Below are 20,736 nucleotides of genomic sequence, written 5' to 3'. Positions count from 1 at the left end.
CGGCCGTCAGACGGTGTGTGGATCAGGGGACGAGCGCGCCCGCCGGGCGCCGCCGGGCCTCCACCGCGACCTCCCGCGACGCGGCCGCGGCCACCGAGGTGGCGGCCCCGACCCCGGCCAGCACCCGCGGCCAGAAGTCCCCGAACACCTCGACCGAGACGGCGAGCAGCAGCGCGGTGGTCACCGCGACCACGTGCTCCAGCCCGGCGAGGTTCGGCAGCACGACCGCCTCGCCGACCATCATGACCACCACCAGGCCGGCGGTGAACCAGGCCCGGCAGCGGAACGCGATGCAGATCGCCAGCGCCACCACCGCGGCCGACGGCCCGGTGTCCCGCACGTAGGCGACCCACTTCGGGAAGCCGAACAGGTGGCCCGGGCCGAGCGCCACGCCGATCCGGGCGAACAGCGTGCCCGCCAGGGTGCAGGTGTAGGCCACCACCAGGGTCATCCGCCGGCCGAGCACGATCTCGGCGACGCCGAAGACCACGAACACCTGGGCCAGCGCGCCCCAGACCGGCAGGTCCAGCGCCGGCACGTACAGCGAGAGCGGGGTCCGCAGCAGCGAGACGTCCAGCGGCAACGCCGCCTTCACCACCCCGATGCGGTTGACGAAGTGCTCACCGCCCGGCAGGTGCTGGGTGATGCTGAACAGGAGGATCAGAAACGTCGCCGCCGTGGCCATCGGAACGGCGGCGAACTTCTTGCGCACCACCGCGTCCCGCACCGTCGCGTACAACGTCCCCCACTCGGCGACAGCGGCCGATCTGGCCAGTGCCAGCGACCCCTCCCGCACGCCCCCCGCGTGGGTCCTGTCCATCACAACCGTTACTCCCGAATCCCCGAACTTTCTGAGCTACTCCCACATTAGAAGCCTCTTAACAAATCCACATCGGCATAGATGCGGATCAGGGTCATCCTCTGGGGGGAGGGATATCCCTGACGTCACCCCCTATCCGACCGCCCGGTCCCCTCCGCCCCCCGGCGGAGGGCTACCCCTTCCCGTCCCGCGCCGCGACCGGGAGCCGGGGCGCCACCACGGCGGCCCCGGAGTGCCGGCGGCGGAACAGGGCGGGCAGGCTCGGCGCGACGATGAAGCCCTCGGCCCGCGCGCTGGCGATGCCGATCCGCGGGATCTCGCTGCTCTTCTCGAACAGCAGGTAGCGGGGCTCCCAGATCGGCCGGTACTTGGCGTTCGCGCGGTACAGCGACTCGATCTGCCACCAGCGCGAGAAGAAGCCCAGGACGGAACGCCACAACCGCAGCACCGGGCCGGCCCCGAGCCGCGAACCGCGCTCGAAGACCGAGCGGAACATCGCGAAGTTCAGCGACACCCGCTTCAGCCCGACCTCCTCGGCACGCTGCAGCAGCTCGATGACCATGAACTCCATCAGGCCGTTCTCGGTGTCCCGGGCCCGGCGCATCAGGTCCAGCGAGAGCCCGTCCGGGCCCCACGGGACGAAGCTCAGCAGTGCCTTGAGCTCACCGTCGCCGTCGTGGCACTCCAGCATCACGCAGCGGCCGTCGCCCGGGTCGCCGAGCCGGCCGAGCGCCATCGAGAAGCCGCGCTCGGTCGCCCCGTCGCGCCACTGGTCGGCCTTGGCCACCAGTTCGGCCATCTCGCACTCGGGGATGTCCTCGTGCCGGCGGATCCGCACCGTGTACCCGGCCCGCTTGACCCGGTTGTACGCCTGGCGGACCACCCGCATCGCCCGGCCGTCCAGCGAGAACTCGTCCAGCTCGACGATCGCCTCGTCGCCCAGCTCCAGCGCGTCCAGCCCGTGCCGGGCGTAGATCACGCCGGCCTCCTCGGAGGCGCCCATCACGGCCGGCGCCCAGGCGTGCTCGCGGGCCTCGGCCAGCCAGGAGTCGATCGCGCCCGGCCAGGCCTCCGGGTCGCCGATCGGGTCGCCCGAGGCCAGCGAGACCCCGCCGATCACCCGGTAGGTCACCGCCGCCTTGCCGCTGGGGGAGAAGATCACCGCCTTGTCCCGGCGCAGCGCGAAGTAGCCGAGCGAGTCCCGCTCGCCCTGCTTGTCCAGCAGCGAGCGCAGCTTCGCCTCGTCCTCGGGGTTCAGCAGCTCCTTGCCGCGCGGGCTGCGGAAGGCCACGTAGAGCACCAGCAGGAAGAGCACCGCGCCCATCGCGTTGATCGCCGCGTTGACCCAGGTCGGCGAGGAGATCACCGAGCGCAGGTGCTCCGAGGGGTTGATCGTGATCATCCGGCCGACGGAGTAGCGGAAGAGGTCCCAGAAGCCCGCGCCGCCGAGCCCGTTGGTCGCCCAGACCAGCAGCGCGCCGACGACCCCGCCGAACAGCAGCCCGCCGACGAAGGTGGCCGCCGCGGTCTTCGGGTTGGAGCGGTCGCCCTTGGACGTGAAGTCCTTCCGCCCGATGACCAGCGCCAGGACGAACAGGCAGGTCAGCACGGTGGAGATGTAGTTGAGCGGGTGGTCCTTGAACCGCTCGCCGGGCATCACCATGGCCAGCAGGTACAGCACCGCGAACATGCTGGCCAGGGCCGCGTTGAAGATCCAGGCGGCCCGCTTGCGCCGCCGCATCGCGATGGCCAGGAAGACCGCCAGCACCGCGCTGGCCAGACCCGAGGTCATCAGGTACGGGGTGAAGTACTCACCCTCGTTGTGCTCGTTGACCTGGTTCCCCCACGGCACCAGCAGCACCGTCGCCACGTTCAGCAGCGCCAGCAGCCGGAGGTACCACACGGAGACGGCGGCGGCCCGCGGGCGCCAGCGGTCGAGCACGCCGACGGGCCGGGGCCCGGTGGACGTGGCGGAAGGCTCCGACTTCACAGTGGACGACACAGCTCAATTCCAAACGATCAGATGGTGGGGCGCATCCGCACACGGCCCGGCGACGGGTGCCCGCAGGGGGCCCGACGGACTGACCGGCGGCCCTCACCTCGACCGGGCGCCCACTGAATGGAGCAGGCCGACAAAGGGCAGCCAACTCCATGGTTCCCCACCCGGCCTGAGAATTGCGTGAACCGGGTAGCGGATTCCGACCCCCGCCATGTGGCGGGGGTGAGGACCGCCATCCGTTCGGCGCCCCACCCCGGCTACCCCTACCCTCGAAACGACCCGCGCGGACCGCCCGACCCCGGCCGCCAGAACCGAGGAGGCACCATCACCGACACCCGCGTGCTGATCGTGGACGACGAGATCCTGGTCCGCTCCGGCCTGGGCCTCATCGTCGGCTCCGCCCCCGACCTGGACGTCGTCGGCGACTGCTCCGGCGGCCAGGCCGAGGAGCACGTCCAGCGCCTGCGCCCGCACGTGGTGCTCCTCGACATCCGGATGCCGGACCTCGACGGCATCTCGGTGCTGCGCCGGCTGCGCGCCCTGCCGGACCCGCCCGCCGTGGCGATGCTCACCACCTTCGACAGCGACGAGTACATCGGCACCGCGCTGCGGGCCGGCGCCGCCGGCTTCCTGCTCAAGGACACCGCCCCCGAGCAGCTGGTCCACGCCGTCCGGGTGCTCGCGGCCGGCGGCAACATCCTGTCCCCGACCGTGACCCGCACCGTGATCGGCGGCTACGTGGACGGCGGCGGCCCGGACGCCGAGGCCACCTCGCTCGCCCGCACCCTCACCGGCCGGGAGCTCGACGTGCTGGCCCTGCTCGGCGAGGGACTGTCCAACGCCGAGATCGCCGACCGGCTCTTCCTCGGCACCGGCACCGTCAAGGACCACATCAGCGCGATCCTCGGCAAGCTCGGCGCGGCCAACCGGGTCCAGGCGGCGGTGCTCGCCCACCGGGCCGGGCTGGTCCGGCCGAAACCCGGCGACGGGGCATGACGGCCACCGAACAGCTGCCGTCCAGACGGCTCCCGGGCTGGTGCACCGCCCCCTGGCTGATGCTGCTGCTGCCCGCCCTCTACTCCCTCCTGGACGCCGCCCTGGTGGCCCGGAACTCCCCGTGGTGGCAGATCGCGCTCTCCACGCTGGCCGCCGTCGCCCTGCTCTGGCGCCGCCGCTTCCCGGTGGCGGCGCTGCTGCTCACCATGCCCGGCAGCTACGTCGACGACATCTGGCTGGCCCCGATCACCGCCGTCTACACGGTGGCCGCCGAGCGCCCCCGCCCGCGGATCGTCATCCCCTGCGCGACCCTGTTCACGCTGGTCGAGTTCTTCCACTGGCCGCTGTCCGAACAGACCCTCGAACTCAGCCGGGACACCGCGCTCTACGCCATCCAGTCGGTGATGCTGGCCGCCGGCCCGGCCGCCACCGGGCTGCTCGCCCGCACCCGGCGGGAGCTGGCCGCCCGGCTCGACGAGCTGACCCGCGGCCAGGAGCGGGAGAGCCGGCTGCTCGCCGAACGGGTGCTGATCAGCGAGCGCGGCCGGCTCGCCCGGGAGATGCACGACGTGGTCTCGCACCAGGTCAGCCTGATCAGCATCCAGGCCGGCGCGCTCCAGGTGAGCACCGGCGACCCGGCCGCCGCGGCCACCGCCCGCACCATCCGCGAACTGGCCGTCCGCACCCTCGACGAGCTGCGCCAGATGGTCGGGGTGCTGCGCAGCACCGCGAGCCCGCGCCCGGACGCCCCGCTCGCCCCGCAGCCCCGGCTGGCCGACCTGCCCCGGCTGATCGCGGAGAGCGGGCTGGCCGCCGACACCGAACTGAACCCCGGTGACCGCCCGTGGCCGGAGGCGGTCGAGCGGGCCGCCTACCGCACCGTCCAGGAGGCGCTCACCAACATCACCAAGTACGCCCCGGAGGCGGCGGTGCACGTGAAGGTCCGGGCGAAGGGGCGCCGACTGCGGGTCGAGGTGCGCAACGACGCGCCCCCGGTCCACCCGGACGAGATCCTGCCGGGCGGCGGCCACGGCCTGGTCGGCCTGCGCGAGCGCGCGCAGTTGCTGGGCGGCTCGCTCAGCGCCGGCCCCACCCAGGACGGCGGCTTCGAGGTCCGCGCCGAGCTGCCCGCCACCCGTTCCTGACCGGGACAACGAGAAAGCCCCGCAGATCCGTAGATCTGCGGGGCTTCGCTGTGCGCGAGGGGGGAGTTGAACCCCCACGCCCTTTCGGGCACTGGAACCTGAATCCAGCGCGTCTGCCTATTCCGCCACCCGCGCATGGGTGTCGTCTTCGTTGCCGACCGATCTTCCGAACCGCTCGGTACCATGTGGTCTTCGCGTTCCCTTGGACCGGCCTCCCTGGTGGGCGGCCCTTCCGACGTGGAAAACAGTAGCACGACCCGGGGGGCCGCTCCGAATCCGTTCTCCGGCGGGACGAAGCGCATCCGAACGGATGCACGACGAACGGGCGAGCGAGTGACGGGAGCCCATCCGGGCGGGCACACCTGGCGTGCCGTACCCGGTATGCGTCACCCTGTGTGTCCGAGCCCACCCCCGGGCACCACGCTGTCCGGGAACCGTACGGAAGGGCCCGGCGTGGATACGATCAGTACGGAAGTACCGCAAGTAGGCACGACCGACTCCCGGCGGGATCCGGTCGGCAGGCAGGCGAACGAACCCTGGAAGGGGGTGTCCCATGGGAGTGCTGAAGAAGTTCGAACAGCGGCTTGAGGGTCTCGTCAACGGCACCTTCGCCAAGGTGTTCAAGTCCGAGGTCCAGCCCGTGGAGATCGCCGGTGCGCTGCAGCGCGAGTGCGACAACAACGCGAGCATCTGGAACCGCGACCGCACCGTCGTGCCGAACGACTTCATCGTCGAGCTGAGCCCGCACGACCACGAGCGGCTCAGCCCCTACTCCGGGCAGCTGGGCGCCGAGCTGGCCGGCATGGTCCGCGAGTACGCGGAGGCCCAGCGGTACAGCTTCATGGGCCCGCTCCAGGTGAACCTGGAGAAGGCCGACGACCTGGACACCGGCCTGTACCGGGTGCGCAGCCGCACTCTGGCGGCCGAGGAGCCCCAGCAGTACGCCCCGCAGCAGTCCGGCTACGACCGCCAGCCGGCTGCGCCGGCCCCCGGCGCACCGTGGCAGCAGACCGGCGCCGGCCAGTACGGCGCGCCCCCGCCGCCGGCCGCGCCCCCGGCGATGCCCCCGGGCCCGCCCGCGACGTCCGGCGGCAACGTCCGCGCCTTCCCCGGCGCCGGCCACGGCGCCTCGGTCCGCCGCTGGATCGAGGTGAACGGCGCCCGCCACCAGATCACCGGCGCGGCCTGCGTGCTCGGCCGCTCGACCGAGGCGGACGTGCGGATCGACGACCCCGGGGTCTCCCGCAAGCACGCCGAGATCCGCCCCGGCACCCCTTCGATGGTTCTCGACCTGGGATCCACCAACGGCATCGTGGTGGACGGACAGCACACCCAGCGCGCTACGCTCCGCGACGGCTCCCGCATCGTCGTGGGCTCCACCACCATCGTCTACCGACAGGTCGAAGGGTAGTGTCCGAGTTGTTCGCGCGCCTCGCTCACCGACAGGCGGGCCGGCCATGTCAGAACTGACCCTCACGGTCATGCGGCTGGGCTTCCTGGCCGTGCTGTGGCTGTTCGTCATCGTCGCGATCCAGGTGATCCGCAGCGACCTGTTCGGGACCAAGGTGAACCCCCGCTCCTCCCGTCGTGGTGCCAACGCCGCTCCGGGCGGCGCCGCCGCCGCTCCGGCCGCCGGGCGCGCCGCACAGGCCCCGGCCGCCGGAGCGGCGGGCCAGACCCAGGGCGGCGGCCGCCGTCGCGGCGCCCCGACCCAGCTCGTGGTGGTGCAGGGCTCGCTGGCCGGCACCACCGTGGCGCTCCAGGGCCAGACCATCACCCTGGGCCGCGCGCACGACTCCACCATCGTGCTGGACGACGACTACGCGTCCTCCCGGCATGCCAGGATCTATCCGGATCAGACTGGGCAGTGGACGGTCGAGGATCTAGGCTCCACCAACGGCACCTATCTGGACCGGCAGCGCCTGACCGCGCCCACCCCGCTCCAGCCGGGCATGCCGATCCGTATCGGCAGGACCGTCATCGAACTGCGGAAGTAGTAGCGCATGAGGGACAGCATCCCGTCCATGACCCAGAGGGGGGCACAGGTCGCATGACCCTGGTGCTGCGCTTCGCCGCCGGCTCCCACAAGGGACTGATCCGGGAGGGGAACGAGGACTCCGGCTACGCCGGGCCGCGGCTGCTGGCCGTGGCCGACGGCATGGGCGGCGCCGCGGCCGGCGAGGTCGCGTCCTCCGAGGTGCTCGGCTCGATCGTCCGACTGGACGAGGACGTGCCGGGCGCCGACCTGCTGACCCTGCTGGGCGACGCCGTCCAGGGCGCCAACGACCGGCTCCGGCAGATGGTCGAGGAGGACCCGCAGCTGGAGGGCATGGGCTGCACGCTGACCGCCATGCTCTGGACCGGCCAGCGGATGGGCATGGTGCACGTCGGCGACTCCCGCGCCTACCTGCTGCGCGACGGCTCGCTGGTGCAGATCACCCAGGACCACACCTGGGTGCAGCGCCTGGTCGACGAGGGCCGGATCACGCCGGAGGAGGCCGAGACCCACCCGCAGCGCTCGCTGCTGATGCGGGCGCTCGACGGCCGCGGCCAGGTCGAGCCCGACCTGTCGATCCGCGAGGTCCGCGCCGGCGACCGCTACCTGATCTGCTCCGACGGCCTCTCCGGCCCGGTCAGCCACCAGACCCTCCAGGACACCCTCGGCAGCTACTACTCGCCCGAGCAGACCGTGCAGGAGCTGATCCAGCTCGCGCTGCGCGGCGGCGGTCCGGACAACATCACCTGCATCGTGGCGGACGTCATCGACGTCGGTGCCACGGACACCACGAGCGGCCAGTACAACGACGTGCCGGTGGTGGTCGGCGCGGTCGCCGACACCCCGCCGTCCTCGGCCGCCGCGGACCGCTCGATCGCCGACACCCCGGCCGGCCGCGCCGCCGGCCTCGGCCGCGCCCCGCAGGGCGCCTTCGGCCCGGCCGAGGGCTACGACGCCGCCCAGGGCGGCTTCGGCCCCGCCGAGGGCTACGAGGGCGAGTACGGCTACGGCTCCGGCGAGCCCTCGGTGTACGGCGCCGAGGAGTTCGACGAGGAGCCGCCCGCGAAGCGCAAGCGCAAGGGCCTCACCGTCTCGGTGGCCGTCCTGGTCACCCTCGGTCTGCTCGGTGGTGCCGGGTTCTTCGGCTACCAGTGGACCCAGGACCAGTACTACGTCGGCAAGCAGGGCGACCACGTCGCGGTCTACCAGGGCATCAACCAGAACCTGGCCGGCCTGAGCCTGTCCTCGGTGCACACCGCGTACAAGGACGTCGAGCTCAAGTACCTGCCGCAGGACCAGGCCGAGCACCTCAACAAGACCATCGCGGCCGACAGCCTGGGCGCCGCCACCGCGACCGTCCAGGAGCTCGACGGCTGGGTCAAGCTCTGCAAGAAGGTCGCCGACGCCCGGACCGTTCCGGCCACCCAGGCGGCGCAGGCCACCCACGCCGCGTTCCTGGCCGTCACGCCCACCCCGGGGGAGAAGACCCGCCCCCCGGCGGCTCCCACGTCCCCGACCCCGGCGACCCCGACCCCGACCGCCCCGAGCACGTCCGCCCCGAGCACGTCCGCCCCGGCGCCGAACGCCGCCGCGCCGAACACCGGCCCGTCGGGCGACCTGTCCGGGCTGACCGAGGAGGAGCGCAGCCGGGCCGACTCCTGCCCGAAGCAGTGACCTCCGTGATCCGACATAGGCCCGCCCCGAGCGGGGCAGCCGGCCGTCAGGGAGCGGTCACCACGTGAGCACCTACGACCTGAGCGACGACACCGGCCGGGCCGGCAGGCGCCGGACGGCCACCGACCGCGCCGCCACCCGGCGCCGGGCCAACACCACCATCTCCCTCCAGGGCGCGCCGAACCGGCGCAACACCGAGCTGGCCCTGCTGGCCTTCGCCGTCGTGCTGCCGATCCTCGCGTACGCCAACGTGGGGCTCGCGATGGACTCCACGCTGCCGAGCGGCATGGTCGGCTACGGACTCGGCATGGGCGCGCTGGCGCTGGTCGCGCACCTGCTGGTGCGCCGCTTCGCACCGTACGCGGACCCGCTGATGCTGCCGATCGCCACCCTGCTGAACGGTCTCGGCGTGGTGATGATCTGGCGGCTCGACAAGGCCGGAAAGCTGCTGAGCGCCAACTTCCCGGCGGCCCGGAACCAGCTGATGTGGTCGGCCCTCGGGATCGGGCTGTTCATCGCCGTGATGGTGTTCCTGAAGGATCACCGGGTGCTCCAGCGCTACACCTACATCTCGATGGTGGCGGCGCTGGTCCTGCTCGCCGCGCCGGCCTTCTTCCCGGCCCGGGCGGAGGACTTCGGCGCCAAGATCTGGATCCGGATGGGCGGCTTCTCCATCCAGCCCGGCGAGTTCGCCAAGATCATCCTGACGGTGTTCTTCGCCGGCTACCTGATGGTCAAGCGCGACGCCCTCGCACTGGCCAGCCGCCGCTTCATGGGCCTGTACCTGCCACGCGGGCGCGACCTCGGCCCGATCATCGTGATCTGGCTGCTCAGCCTGCTGATCCTGGTCTTCGAGAACGACCTCGGCACGTCCTTCCTGTTCTTCGGCCTGTTCGTGGTGATGCTCTACGTCGCCACCGAGCGGACCAGCTGGATCCTGTTCGGCCTGCTGATGTCGATCGGCGGCGCGGTCGCGGTCGCCATGACCACCAGCCACGTCAAGGTCCGCATCGACGCCTGGCTCGACCCGATGGCCGCCTTCGGAGCACACCCGCCGAAGGGCGCCACCGAGCAGATCGGCCAGTCGCTGATGGCGCTCGGCTCCGGCGGGGTGACCGGCTCGGGCCTCGGCCAGGGCCGCTCCTGGCTGATCAACTTCGCCGCGAAGAGCGACTTCATCCTGGGCTCGTTCGGCGAGGAGCTCGGGCTGACCGGCCTGATGGCGATCTTCCTGCTGTACGCCCTGCTGGTGCAGCGCGGCCTGCGCACCGCCCTCGCGGCCCGCGACCCGTTCGGCAAGCTGTTCGCCGTCGGGCTCTCGTCGGCGATGGCGCTGCAGGTCTTCGTCGTGGCCGGCGGGGTCACCGGGCTGATCCCGCTCACCGGTATGACCATGCCGTTCCTCGCCCAGGGCGGGTCGTCCGTGGTCGCCAACTGGGCGCTGGTCGCGATCCTGCTGAAGATCAGCGACAGCGCCCGCCGACCCGGGGTCGAAGCGACCCCGGCCACCGAGGGCCAGGGAGGACCCGCTCGATGAACAAGCCGATCCGCCGGGTCTCGATCTTCTGCCTCGTCCTGATCCTGGCCCTGATGGTGCGCACCAACTGGGTGCAGGGTGTCCAGGCCGATGCCTGGGCCACCAACAAGAACAACAAGCGCCAGCAGTACGACCGGTACGCGCACCCGCGCGGCAACATCATCGTCGGCGGCCAGCCGGTCACGAAGTCCGACTTCGTCAACGGCCTGCGCTACAAGTACAAGCGCTCCTGGGTCGACGGCCCGATGTACGCCCCGGTCACCGGCTACTCCTCCCAGGTCTTCGGCTCCAGCCAGCTGGAGAACCTGGAGGACGGCATCCTCTCCGGCACCGACGACCGGCTGTTCTTCCGCAACACCCTGGACATGCTGACCGGCGAGCAGCAGCGCGGCGGCGACGTCGTCACCACGATCAACGCGAAGGCCCAGAAGGCCGCCTGGGACGGCCTGGGGGACAAGAAGGGCGCCGCCGTCGCGATCGACCCGAAGACCGGCGCGATCCTGGCGCTGGTCTCCACCCCGTCCTACGACCCGGGCACCATCGCCGGCAGCGAGAGCGGCGACTCCAAGGCCTGGACGGACCTCAACGCCGACCCCAACAAGCCGATGCTCAACCGGGCGCTGAAGGAGACCTATCCGCCCGGCTCCACGTTCAAGCTGGTGACCGCGACCGCCGCGTTCGAGAACGGCCTGTACCAGAACATCGACGACCAGACCGCGACGCCGGACCCGTACACCCTGCCGGGCACCCAGACGGTGCTGAACAACGAGTCGCCGCTCGAGAAGTGCGGGAACGCCACGGTCAAGTCGGGGATGGACCAGTCCTGCAACACGGTCTACGCCAAGATGGGCGCGGACCTCGGCAAGGACAAGATGCGGGCGCAGGCCGAGAAGTTCGGCTTCAACAGCACCATCGACACCCCGGTCCGTTCCGAGAAGAGCATCTTCCCGAACAGCGCGAGCCTGGACGGCACCGCGCAGGACTCGATCGGCCAGCACGACACCCGCGCCACCCCGCTGCAGATGGCCATGGTGTCCGCCGCGATCGCCAACAACGGCAGCCTGATGCAGCCGTACCTGGTCGACCAGGAGCGCTCGGCCTCGCTGACCACCATCTCCAAGCACACCGAGAAGCAGTTCTCCCAGGCGATGAGCCCGGCCACCGCGCAGAAGATGCAGGACCTGATGGTCTCGGTGGTGGAGAACGGCACCGGCAAGAACGCCAAGATCCCCGGCCTCCAGGTCGGCGGCAAGACCGGTACCGCGCAGCACGGCGAGGACAACGCCGGGCTGCCGTTCGCCTGGTTCACCTCCTGGGCCAAGACCACCGACGGCCAGTCCGTCGCGGTCGCGGTCGTGGTCGAGGACGGCTCCAACAATCGCGACGGCATCAGCGGCGGCCGGCTGGCCGCCCCGATCGCCAAGGCGGTGATGCAGGCCGTCCTCGGCAAGTGAGGAGGAGGCCCGGCCGTGAGTGGAAAGTCACGATCGACACCCCGTCCGGTATACCGGTCTGATATCGGCCGACGGCCGACTCCGGTCCGATGCGGTGCGACCGGTAGCGTATCCGCCAGCAGCGGGTGTGCCCGTTGCCGCCCGCGAGACGGCGCACGGCCCGGCCGGAGAACCGGTCGAGACCCGCTCGGCGTCACCCAGAGCGTGCGGGGACACCTACGTCACAACCTCGCCGGCAGGTGAGGGAGAGGGTCGGAACTATGGAAGAGCCTCGTCGCCTAGGCGGCAGGTACGAGCTCGGCGGCGTCCTCGGACGCGGCGGCATGGCCGAGGTGTACCTCGCCCATGACACCCGGCTCGGCCGTTCCGTCGCAGTGAAGACGCTCCGGGCCGACATGGCCCGGGATCCGTCGTTCCAGGCCCGCTTCCGCCGCGAGGCGCAGTCCGCGGCGTCCCTGAACCACCCCGCGATCGTCGCCGTGTACGACACCGGCGAGGACTACATCGACAACATCTCCATCCCGTACATCGTGATGGAGTACGTCGAGGGGTCCACCCTGCGCGAGCTGCTGCACTCCGGCCGACGGCTGCTGCCCGAGCGCGCGCTGGAGATGACCATCGGCATCCTGCAAGCGCTGGAGTACTCGCACCGCGCCGGCATCGTGCACCGCGACATCAAGCCGGCCAACGTGATGCTGACCCGGCAGGGCAACGTCAAGGTCATGGACTTCGGCATCGCCCGCGCGATGGGCGACGCCGGGATGACCATGACCCAGACCTCGGCCGTCATCGGCACCGCCCAGTACCTCTCCCCCGAGCAGGCCAAGGGCGAGCAGGTCGACGCCCGCTCCGACCTCTACTCCACCGGCTGCCTGCTCTACGAACTGCTGACCGTCCGCCCGCCGTTCGTCGGCGACTCCCCGGTCGCGGTGGCCTACCAGCACGTCCGGGAGGAGGCGCAGCCGCCGTCCGTCTTCGATCCCGAGGTCCGCCCCGAGATCGACGCGATCGTGCTGAAGGCGCTCGCCAAGGAGCGCGACTACCGCTACCAGAGCGCCGACGAGATGCGCGACGACATCGAGCGCTTCCTCGACGGCCTGCCGGTGGCCGCCGCCCAGCAGGCCGCCGCGTACGGCATGGGCGCCGGGTACGGCTACGACCAGAACGGCTACCCGCAGCAGCACGACCCGTACGGCCAGACCAACGTGCTGCCGCAGCAGCCCGGCGGCGGCCCGACCACCGTCCTGCCGCAGGCCGGCGCGCAGCCCGGCTACGGCCCGCAGGGCGGCTACCAGGACGACGGCTACGGCCAGGCCTACGCCGACGGCCCGGCGGGCGGCGGCCACGACGACGGCTACGGCCGGGACGGCGGCCGGCGCGGCGAGCAGCCGCCGAAGAAGAGCAACACCTCCTGGATCGTGCTGGCGGTCGCCGCCGTGCTGGTCCTGGTCGGCACCTTCTTCGTGGCCCAGGCCATGTTCAACGGCAACGGCGGCGGCACCACGGAGACCCCGAAGGTCGCCGTGCCGAACCTGGTCGGCAAGAGCCTGGCGGACGCCAAGACGGCCGCGGCCGCGGCCGGTCCCAAGCTCGTGGTGGCCGAGGGCGACAAGCTCGCCTGCCCGGACGCCAACATCAAGAAGGACCAGGTCTGCACCCAGAACCCGGCCGTCGGCGGCCAGGTCGCGGAGAACAGCACCATCACCGTGCAGCTCTCCTCCGGCCCGGCCAAGGCCCCCCTGCCGAACGTGGTCGGCAAGACCAAGGACCAGGCGACCAAGGCGCTCGGCGACGCCGGCTTCACCAACGTCACCACCGAGTACAAGGACGACGACACCGCTCCGCAGGAGAACGTCACCGCCCAGGACCCGGCGGCGGGCACCGCCGGCGACCCGACCGCGCCGGTCAAGCTGACCGTCTCGCAGGGCAAGTCGAAGGTGACCGTGCCGAACGTGGGCGGCGCGCAGAAGGAGGTGGCGCAGGCCCAGCTGGAGGGCCTGGGCTTCCAGGTCGACGCCTCGAAGACGGTGCAGACCACCGACCAGAGCAAGGCGAACACCGTCGCCGCGCAGTCGGTCCAGGCCAACACCAAGGTTCCGGCCAACACGAAGATCACGCTGACGATCTTCAAGATGCAGGACAAGCCCCAGGTCCCGCCGCTGCAGAACGTCAAGCTGTCGGACGCCATCTCGCAGCTGAGCAAGGTCGGGCTGCTCTACACGGTGGTGTCCGGTCCGTCGGACCCGAACGCCATCGTGGTGAGCACCAACCCGGCCGCCGGCACCCAGCTGGACCCGAACACCCAGGTGATGCTCATCACGAAGCCGGCCGATCCGCCCAAAGGGGGTGACCCCCTCTCCCCCTCACCCTCCAACACCAAAGGGGGGAACAACAACTAAGCCCTGGTTCCCCTGGATCTGAGGCTTGGTGGGAGTTGTCCGGCCGTACGCCCGAGGGCCCGTCGCAGCGGTTGCGACGGGCCCTCGGGCGTTCTCGGTACCGGGCGTTCTCGGTACCGGGCGTTCTCGGTACCGGGCGTTCTCGATGCCGGGCGTTCTCGGTGCCGGGCTACCGCAACCGGACCGCGGGTTCCAGGCCGCAGCAGCCGGACCTCAGCAGCGGCCGGCGGGCTCAGGGCTGACGCAGCTCCGGCGGCGGGGTGCGCTTGGCGTCCACGTCGTCCACCCGCACCAGGCTCCCCCAGACCGCCATCCGGTAGCGCGAGGTGTACACCGGCGTGCAGGTGGTCAGCGTGATGTACCGGCCGGGGCCGGTGTAGCCGGAGCCGACCGGGACGGGCGCGACGATGCCGGTGTCGTACTTGGACGTCTCCGGCAGGGTGCTGTCGACCCGGTAGACGTACCACTTGTCCTTGGTCTCGACGACGACCGCGGCGCCCTTGTGCACCGCGTCCAGGTCGTGGAACTTGGCGCCGTGGCCGTCCCGGTGGGCGGCCAGCGCGAAGTTGCCGGCCTGGTCCCAGGGCATCGCGGCGCGGTAGGGCTGCTCGTACACCCCCGCCACGCCCTCGGCCAGGGTGTCGCTGTCGGTGCCCATCCGGATCAGCACCTGGTAGTCCCGGCCCATCGCCGGGACGTGCAGGAAGCCGACCGCGTCCCCGGCCGCGAACGGCGCGGCGGGGGCGGACGTCCCGCCGGGGGCCGCCGAGGGGGTACCGGTCGGGCTCGCGGCCCAGGTGTCGCGCAGCCGGTCGGAGGCCGCAGCCGCCGAGCGGTCGGCCTCGACGTTGGTCCACCACAGCGAGTAGGCCACGAACAGGCCGAGCACCAGTCCCAGGGTGATCAGCAGCTCGCCGAAGACGCCGAGCGCGGCCAGCGCCCGACTGCGACCGCGCCGGGCGGGCGCGGGGCCGGCCTCGGGCGGCGGGAAGGCCTCCTCCCGCGGCTCGGCCGACTGCGCGGTCTCGTCCGTCATCTCCGGTGCTCCCCCTTCGTGCCGGGTGCCCGGGCGGTCACCCGCCCGTGATCGCGGCCGGCTTGCCTTGGCTGCGCGGCCGTTCCTCGGTCATCTTGCCAAAGACGATGAGGCGGAACTTGGAGGTGAACTCCGGGGTGCAGGTGGTCAGCGTGATGTACCGGCCGGCGCCCGCGTAACCGGCGCCGTTGGGGACGGGCTTGATCACGCTCACGTTGTTGGGAGAGGTCTCCGGGATGCTGCTGGTGACCTCGTACGTGTAGTACGAGGTGGCGGTCTCCACCACGATCTTGTCGCCCTTGCCGAGCTGGTTGATGTACCGGAACGGCTCGCCGTGGGTGTTGCGGTGCGCGGCCAGCGCGAAGTTGCCCGCCTTGTCGGCCGGCATCCCGGTGCCGGTGTAGTGGCCGACCAGGCCCTTGTCGAGCACCGCCGGCTTGGAGGTGCCCTCGGCGATCGGGAACTTCAGCCCCAGCTTGGGCAGGTAGATGATGGCGAAGCCCTTGCCGGGCTCGAACGACTCCGGCTTGGCCGGGTCCGGAGCCGGCTGCCCGGGCTTCGGCGGCGCCAGGGCGGCGTCGAACTGCTGCTCCAGCCGGTTGCGGGCGCCGTCGGCGGCCGCGTCGGCCTGCACGTTGGTCCACCAGAGCTGGTACGAGACGAAGAGCAGCATCACCACGCCGAGCGTGATGCACAGCTCCCCGACGAGCCGCGCGGCCACCACGACCGCGGACTCCTTGGGCCGCGCCTTCGCCCCGGCGCCCCGGCCGCTCGCCCGGCGCCGACCGACGCCCGCGCGCACGGAGGTCCGGCCCTGGGCGGCCCTGCGGCGCTCGGCCCGGCCACCGGTGGGCGGGGCCGGTTCCACGGCCGGCCCGCCGATGTCGAGGGGCAGGCGCAGCTGGAGCGTCTGGTCGGGCAGCCAGGGGTACTCGGGGCCGGACGCGGCGGGCTGCTCGGCCTGCTCGTACACGCCCCAGGCGTCCTCGGCGGCGCCCTGTCCGGGCTGCGCCGGGTACGGCTGCGGGTACGCCGCCGCGTCACCGTGGTGCTGCCCGTCGCCGTACCGGCCGTCCCCGTACGGACCGCCGCCGTACTGCGCGCCGCCGTACGGCCGTCCGTCGCCCGGGCCCGCCTCCGGCTGGTAACGCCCCTCCGGACGCAGCGCGGTCACGCCGCTCAGCCCCGGCCGATCACCGGGGCGAGCCCGGCCGACCGGTCCACGGCCTGCGGGTAGCCGCACTCCGCCAGCCAGTTGGCGAGCATCCGGTGCCCGCCCTCGGTGAGCACCGACTCGGGGTGGAACTGCACGCCCTCGACGGGCAGTTCGCGGTGCCGCAGGCCCATGATCACGCCGCTGTCGGTGCGCGCGGTGACCACCAGTTCGTCCGGCACGGTGGCCGGTTCGACCGCCAGCGAGTGGTACCGGGTGGCGGTCAGCGGCGAGGGCAGTCCCTCGAACACCCCGCCGTCCTCGTGCTCGACCGGCGAGGTCTTGCCGTGCAGCAGTTCCGGTGCCCGGTCGACCACCGCGCCGTACGCGACCGCGATCGACTGCAGGCCCAGGCAGACGCCGAACACCGGCAGCCCGATCCCCGCGCAGTGGTGCACCATCCCGATGCAGACCCCGGCCTCCTCCGGCGCCCCGGGCCCGGGGGAGAGCAGCACCCCGTCGAAACCCTGGTCGTCCTCGCCGCCGGACCGGCGGACGGCGTGCTCGACGGTCACCTCGTCGTTGCGCACCACCTCGCAGGTGGCACCGAGCTGGTACAGGTACTGGACCAGGTTGAAGACGAAGCTGTCGTAGTTGTCCACGACCAGGATGCGGGGCGCGGTCGGCTGGGTGGTCATTCTCGCGTGGTCTCCGTGGGATGCGGGGCGGGGTCGGCAGGGTGGAGGAGCAGGGCCGCCGGTTCAGCCGGCCGCGGCACCTTCGCCGCCGTCCACTGTGACGTCACCGAAGGGGAGCAACGGTTCCGCCCACGGGAAGACGTAGGTGAAGAGGAGATAGACGATCCCCACGATGAGGAGCAGCGAGATGACGGCGCGGACCAGGGTGTTTCCCGGGAGGTGACGCCAGATCCAGCCGTACATGGTGCTCCCTCGACGTAGCGGACTGGGGTCAAGAGTAGACCCGGGATCAACGACCGCGGGGCCGGTCCGCTACTGCTGCCCGCCCGCCGACCGCAGCTCGGTGGTGCCGGAGTATCCGGGGAGGTTCAGATCACCGCTCTCCTGGACCTTCCAGCCGAGTCCGTACGCCTGGACGTACTGGAGGTAGTTGCGGATCGTCGGGTCGCCGTCGACGGCGGCCTTCAGCGCATCGGTGCGGCCGACCGCCCGGACCACGTACGGCGGCGAGTAGACCCGGCCCTGGAGCAGCAGGGTGTTGCCGACGCAGCGGACGGCGCTGGTGGAGATCAGCCGCTGGTCCATCACCTGCACGCCCTCGGCGCCGCCCCGCCACAGCGCGTTGACCACGGCCTGGATGTCCTGCTGGTGGATGACCAGGTCGTTGACGCCGGGCTCGGGGACGCCCGGGATGCGGGCGGTGGCGTTCGGCGGGGCGTCGTTGAGGGTGACGGTCAGGCCGCCGCCCTGCAGCGGCTCCAGGGCCGCGCCGAGCCGCAGGCCGTCCAGCCGGGCGGCGTCGGCGGGGTTGCCGCCCTGCTGCCCGGTGAGCTCCTGCGCGCGGGCCTGGAGGTCGGCCAGCTGGGCCTGGGCCTGCTGGTTCTGCGAGCTGCGCTGGCGTATCACGTCGCCGAGGCTCAGCAGCGAGTTGTCCGTCCGCAGGTCGGTGCCGCGGGCGGTCTGCGCGCTGATGTAGAAGAGCAGTCCGGCGAGCGCGAAGACCGCACAGGTCAGGGCACGCCCGACAATTCGGGTGCCGGAGCGGCGGGTAGTGGTCGGCCGAGGGGGAATCGACAAATTAGGCACCGTACCCTTATCTCCTTAAGACCCACCGAGCCACTACGCTAACGGACGCCGGTGGCGCGTGCGGGAACGGTCCCGTGCGTTCCGCACCGCCCGTCACCGGCCGACCGACCCCCGCTGCACCTCTGCGCGGTCTCACAGCGCATCGACAGGAGAGCTCCTCGTGCCGAAGTCTCGACTCCGCAAGAAGTCCGACTACACCCCGCCGACCACGGCCGCGGTGAAGATCAGTTCGGGCCGCAGTTGGGTCGCACCGCTGATGCTGGCACTGTTCCTGATCGGCCTGGTCTGGATCGTCACCTATTACGTGACCAGCGGCAGCTACCCGGTCGAGAGCTGGCGGAACTGGAACATCCTGGTCGGTTTCGGCTTCATCGCCGCGGGGTTCGGCGTCTCCACCCAGTGGAAGTGACCTCCCGCTCCTCCTGAGGCTCCGGTCGAGCCACCTCCGCCGCTTCGGACCGCTGGTGCCGGGCGGCGGTCAGGCATGCCCGGACACGGGCGGGAAACCGGTCGGTTATCCCCATCATCAGACTGTCCTGCTTATCCACATGGTTATCCACACTGGGGAAAAGTCTCCCCAGCCTGTGGATAACTTTTCGGCCGGGGGCTTTCCACAGCTGTGCACAACTTCCCGAAAGTGGGAAAACCGCACAGCAGGACACGCGTAGAACAGCAGTCCACACCCCGGGCGGCACACAGCCTGTGCACAACCCCGCACCCGCTGTGGACAAACGCCCTCGGCGTCACGCGCCGTAGCGGGCCATCCCGATCATCAGCATCGCCGCCACCACGGCCAGCGACCCCGCCAACGCCAGCCCCTGGACCAGGCCGCGGCGCTCGCGCGGGGCGTACATCAGACCGGCCGCCGTCAGCGCGCCCACCACCAGGCCGCCGATGTGCGCCCGCCAGTCGATGTTCGTCCGCGAGAAGGTGACGACCAGGTTGAAGACCAGGAACGCCATCACCGGGCCGAGCGGGCCCCGGTTCCGCAGCTGCATCACCACCGTGGCGCCGATCAGCCCGAAGATCGCGCCCGAGGCCCCCACCGACCGCAGCGCGTTGCCGTCGATCAGGAAGGCCAGGGTGCTGCCTCCCAGGCCGGAGAGCAGGTAGAGGGCCAGGAAGCGCAGCCGGCCGAGCGCCGTCTCCAGTGCGGGACCGAGCCAGTACAGGACCACCATGTTCATCCCGATGTGCCACCACTGCAGGTGCAGGAACACCGAGGTCAGCAGCCGGTACCACTGGGAGGGCCCGGCGGCGACACCGTCCGGACCGCCCAGGATGGCCCGCCCGGCGCTGTACAGCTCCCAGACCTGGCCCAGCCGCGGCGTGAGCACGTAGGCGGCCAGCACGAAGACGACCACGTTGATGCCGATCAGCACCCTGGTGACCAGCCCGCCGTCCTGGGCGATCGCCCCGCCGAACCGGGTGGTCGCCCGCCGCGTCCCGGCGTGCCCGCCGCCGACGCACTCCGGGCACTGGAAGCCCACCGAGGCGGTCACCATGCACTGCGGGCAGATCGCCCGCTCGCAGCGGGTGCAGGAGACGCCGGTGGCCGTCTGCGGATGCCGGTAGCAGCCGGTCAGCATGAGGTTCTTCCCCTCCCGTACGGGACGCCGAAATCGCCAGCCTACTGCGGCGGATCCGACATCGGGCCCGCTCCCCGACTCCTTCCGCACCCCGCGTACGGCCCACTCCGACATGCCGGTGGACAAATCAGCATGCATGATCAGCATTCAGGTGGATATGTGCATAAAGGACGCCACCCAGGAGGAGAGACTCGTGACCTTTTCGGACTCGGCTCGTGAGACGGCCACCAAGACCCGGGACACCGCCGCGCACCTCGCGGACGGCGCCAAGCAGCGCCTCGGCCCGGCCCTGGACACCTTCGGGCCGAAAGCCGCCCAGGCCGCCCAGAGCCTCCGCGTCCAGTACGACCGGCACATCGCCCCGCAGTTCGGTCACGCCTTCGCCAGTCTGCCGCCCGAAGCCCAGCAGAACGCCCTGAAGGCCTTCCACCGCGCCCAGGAGGCCGCTCTGGCGGCCCGGCTCTCCGCCGCCCGCGCCGCCGACCAGGCCCGCTCCACGGTCGGCCCCAGGGTCGCCCAGGCCGTCGAGGAGGCCCGCGCCGCCGTCACCCCGGTCGCCCAGGAGGCCCAGACCCGGGGCGCCGCCGCGCTGACCGCGCTGCACGGTAACGTCACCTCGGCCGAGATCAGCCACCTCGCCGCCCGCAACGCCCGGAGGAAGCGGTGCAACGGCCTGGCCACCGGCCTCGCCGTGGCCGGTGCGCTGGCGATCGGCGGCGGGATCGTGGCCTGGCAGTGGTGGCGCCGGCACAGCAACCCGGAGTGGCTGGTCGAACCCCCGACCGACCGGGCCGACCAACCCGCCGGGGCGCACGCCGCCGGCGCGACGACCCCCGGGCCGGTCGACGCGGCCGGCGCCCCGCAGAGCGCCCCGGCCGCTCCCGCCGGGCCCCGGGCCGGGGACGCGGCCACCGAGCCCGCTCCGCCGCCCGGCCGGCCCGACAACGACGGCGACGGCGACGGCGACGGCGACCACCCCAGGCCGCACGACCCGCGCGGGCCGCACTGACCCGTCGCCCGGCCCTCAGGGCGTGTCGGACACGCCCTGAGGACGCGGAAACGCCGATCGGCCGCTGACCGGGATTCAGGTCAGCGGCCGCACGGCGTGACCGAGGCGGGGGGGGGGTGTGGGATAGGGTTTGTGAAAAAAGAAC

Annotated in this window: 18 protein-coding genes and 1 tRNA gene; 10 read left to right on the top strand and 9 right to left on the bottom strand. The window is 71.7% G+C overall.

The window, feature by feature from the left end; all coding sequences use genetic code 11:
* Positions 1 to 22: 22 nt before the first annotated feature.
* Both AB0O82_RS33540 and AB0O82_RS33535 read right to left on the bottom strand, forming a co-directional pair.
* Positions 23 to 820, bottom strand: coding sequence for a hypothetical protein (locus AB0O82_RS33540; RefSeq protein ID WP_363587992.1), 798 nt, complete (start codon positions 818 to 820; stop codon positions 23 to 25).
* Positions 821 to 992: 172 nt separating this feature from the next.
* Complete coding sequence (locus AB0O82_RS33535) at positions 993 to 2,762, bottom strand: phosphatidylglycerol lysyltransferase domain-containing protein (protein ID WP_363588018.1); 1,770 nt, start codon at positions 2,760 to 2,762, stop codon at positions 993 to 995.
* Between the two features lie 381 nt (positions 2,763 to 3,143).
* On the opposite strand from AB0O82_RS33535, the gene AB0O82_RS33530 reads away from it, so the two are divergent.
* The gene (locus AB0O82_RS33530; RefSeq protein ID WP_363588016.1) at positions 3,144 to 3,815 is read left to right on the top strand and encodes a response regulator transcription factor; all 672 of its coding nucleotides are present in this window, start codon (positions 3,144 to 3,146) and stop codon (positions 3,813 to 3,815) included.
* A complete protein-coding gene (locus AB0O82_RS33525; RefSeq protein ID WP_363587990.1) occupies positions 3,812 to 4,960 on the top strand; it encodes a histidine kinase in 1,149 nt (382 codons plus the stop codon). The genes AB0O82_RS33530 and AB0O82_RS33525 overlap by 4 nt, the downstream gene beginning before the upstream one ends.
* A gap of 51 nt (positions 4,961 to 5,011) precedes the next feature.
* On the opposite strand, the gene AB0O82_RS33520 is transcribed toward AB0O82_RS33525, so the two are convergent.
* Positions 5,012 to 5,095, bottom strand: a tRNA-Leu gene (locus AB0O82_RS33520).
* A gap of 418 nt (positions 5,096 to 5,513) precedes the next feature.
* Here AB0O82_RS33520 and AB0O82_RS33515 point away from each other — a divergent pair.
* The 6 genes from AB0O82_RS33515 (at position 5,514) to pknB (ending at position 14,020) form a co-directional block, all read left to right on the top strand.
* Complete coding sequence (locus tag AB0O82_RS33515) at positions 5,514 to 6,371, top strand: DUF3662 and FHA domain-containing protein (RefSeq protein WP_363587988.1); 858 nt, start codon at positions 5,514 to 5,516, stop codon at positions 6,369 to 6,371.
* A gap of 46 nt (positions 6,372 to 6,417) precedes the next feature.
* Positions 6,418 to 6,957, top strand: coding sequence for an FHA domain-containing protein (locus AB0O82_RS33510; protein ID WP_363587986.1), 540 nt, complete (start codon positions 6,418 to 6,420; stop codon positions 6,955 to 6,957).
* A gap of 53 nt (positions 6,958 to 7,010) precedes the next feature.
* Complete coding sequence (locus tag AB0O82_RS33505; protein ID WP_363587984.1) at positions 7,011 to 8,630, top strand: protein phosphatase 2C domain-containing protein; 1,620 nt, start codon at positions 7,011 to 7,013, stop codon at positions 8,628 to 8,630.
* Between the two features lie 160 nt (positions 8,631 to 8,790).
* Positions 8,791 to 10,167, top strand: coding sequence for an FtsW/RodA/SpoVE family cell cycle protein (locus AB0O82_RS33500; protein WP_363588014.1), 1,377 nt, complete (start codon positions 8,791 to 8,793; stop codon positions 10,165 to 10,167).
* The gene (locus tag AB0O82_RS33495) at positions 10,164 to 11,621 is read left to right on the top strand and encodes a penicillin-binding transpeptidase domain-containing protein (protein WP_363587982.1); all 1,458 of its coding nucleotides are present in this window, start codon (positions 10,164 to 10,166) and stop codon (positions 11,619 to 11,621) included. The genes AB0O82_RS33500 and AB0O82_RS33495 overlap by 4 nt, the downstream gene beginning before the upstream one ends.
* 260 nt (positions 11,622 to 11,881) lie before the next feature.
* Positions 11,882 to 14,020 carry a Stk1 family PASTA domain-containing Ser/Thr kinase gene (pknB, locus tag AB0O82_RS33490; RefSeq protein WP_363587980.1) on the top strand — a complete coding sequence of 713 codons (2,139 nt, stop codon included), beginning with the start codon at positions 11,882 to 11,884 and terminating at the stop codon, positions 14,018 to 14,020.
* Between the two features lie 232 nt (positions 14,021 to 14,252).
* Here pknB and AB0O82_RS33485 read toward each other — a convergent pair whose 3' ends face one another.
* The 5 genes from AB0O82_RS33485 to AB0O82_RS33465 all read right to left on the bottom strand — a co-directional run bounded on the left by AB0O82_RS33485 (position 14,253) and on the right by AB0O82_RS33465 (position 17,978).
* The gene (locus tag AB0O82_RS33485; protein ID WP_363587978.1) at positions 14,253 to 15,056 is read right to left on the bottom strand and encodes a class E sortase; all 804 of its coding nucleotides are present in this window, start codon (positions 15,054 to 15,056) and stop codon (positions 14,253 to 14,255) included.
* A 37-nt stretch (positions 15,057 to 15,093) separates the two neighbouring features.
* Entirely contained in the window at positions 15,094 to 16,230 is a 1,137-nt protein-coding gene (locus AB0O82_RS33480; RefSeq protein ID WP_363587976.1) for a class E sortase, read from the bottom strand.
* Positions 16,231 to 16,235: 5 nt separating this feature from the next.
* Positions 16,236 to 16,907 carry an aminodeoxychorismate/anthranilate synthase component II gene (locus tag AB0O82_RS33475; protein ID WP_063348449.1) on the bottom strand — a complete coding sequence of 224 codons (672 nt, stop codon included), beginning with the start codon at positions 16,905 to 16,907 and terminating at the stop codon, positions 16,236 to 16,238.
* A gap of 63 nt (positions 16,908 to 16,970) precedes the next feature.
* A complete protein-coding gene (locus AB0O82_RS33470; protein ID WP_363587974.1) occupies positions 16,971 to 17,150 on the bottom strand; it encodes a hypothetical protein in 180 nt (59 codons plus the stop codon).
* 69 nt (positions 17,151 to 17,219) lie between these two features.
* Positions 17,220 to 17,978: a DUF881 domain-containing protein gene (locus tag AB0O82_RS33465; RefSeq protein ID WP_363588012.1), complete on the bottom strand. Its 759-nt coding sequence runs from the start codon at positions 17,976 to 17,978 to the stop codon at positions 17,220 to 17,222.
* 175 nt (positions 17,979 to 18,153) lie between these two features.
* Here AB0O82_RS33465 and crgA point away from each other — a divergent pair, with 175 nt between their 5' ends.
* The gene (crgA, locus tag AB0O82_RS33460) at positions 18,154 to 18,402 is read left to right on the top strand and encodes a cell division protein CrgA (RefSeq protein WP_350876761.1); all 249 of its coding nucleotides are present in this window, start codon (positions 18,154 to 18,156) and stop codon (positions 18,400 to 18,402) included.
* Between the two features lie 334 nt (positions 18,403 to 18,736).
* On the opposite strand, the gene AB0O82_RS33455 is transcribed toward crgA, so the two are convergent.
* Complete coding sequence (locus tag AB0O82_RS33455; protein ID WP_363587972.1) at positions 18,737 to 19,582, bottom strand: rhomboid family intramembrane serine protease; 846 nt, start codon at positions 19,580 to 19,582, stop codon at positions 18,737 to 18,739.
* A 193-nt stretch (positions 19,583 to 19,775) separates the two neighbouring features.
* On the opposite strand from AB0O82_RS33455, the gene AB0O82_RS33450 reads away from it, so the two are divergent.
* Complete coding sequence (locus AB0O82_RS33450; RefSeq protein WP_363587970.1) at positions 19,776 to 20,591, top strand: DUF5324 family protein; 816 nt, start codon at positions 19,776 to 19,778, stop codon at positions 20,589 to 20,591.
* The last annotated feature ends 145 nt before the right edge of the window (positions 20,592 to 20,736 follow it).

The organism is Kitasatospora sp. NPDC088264 (genome assembly GCF_040685715.1).
Classification (GTDB): Bacteria; Actinomycetota; Actinomycetes; order Streptomycetales; family Streptomycetaceae; genus Kitasatospora.
This window is presented reverse-complemented; position numbering and strand designations above follow the sequence as displayed.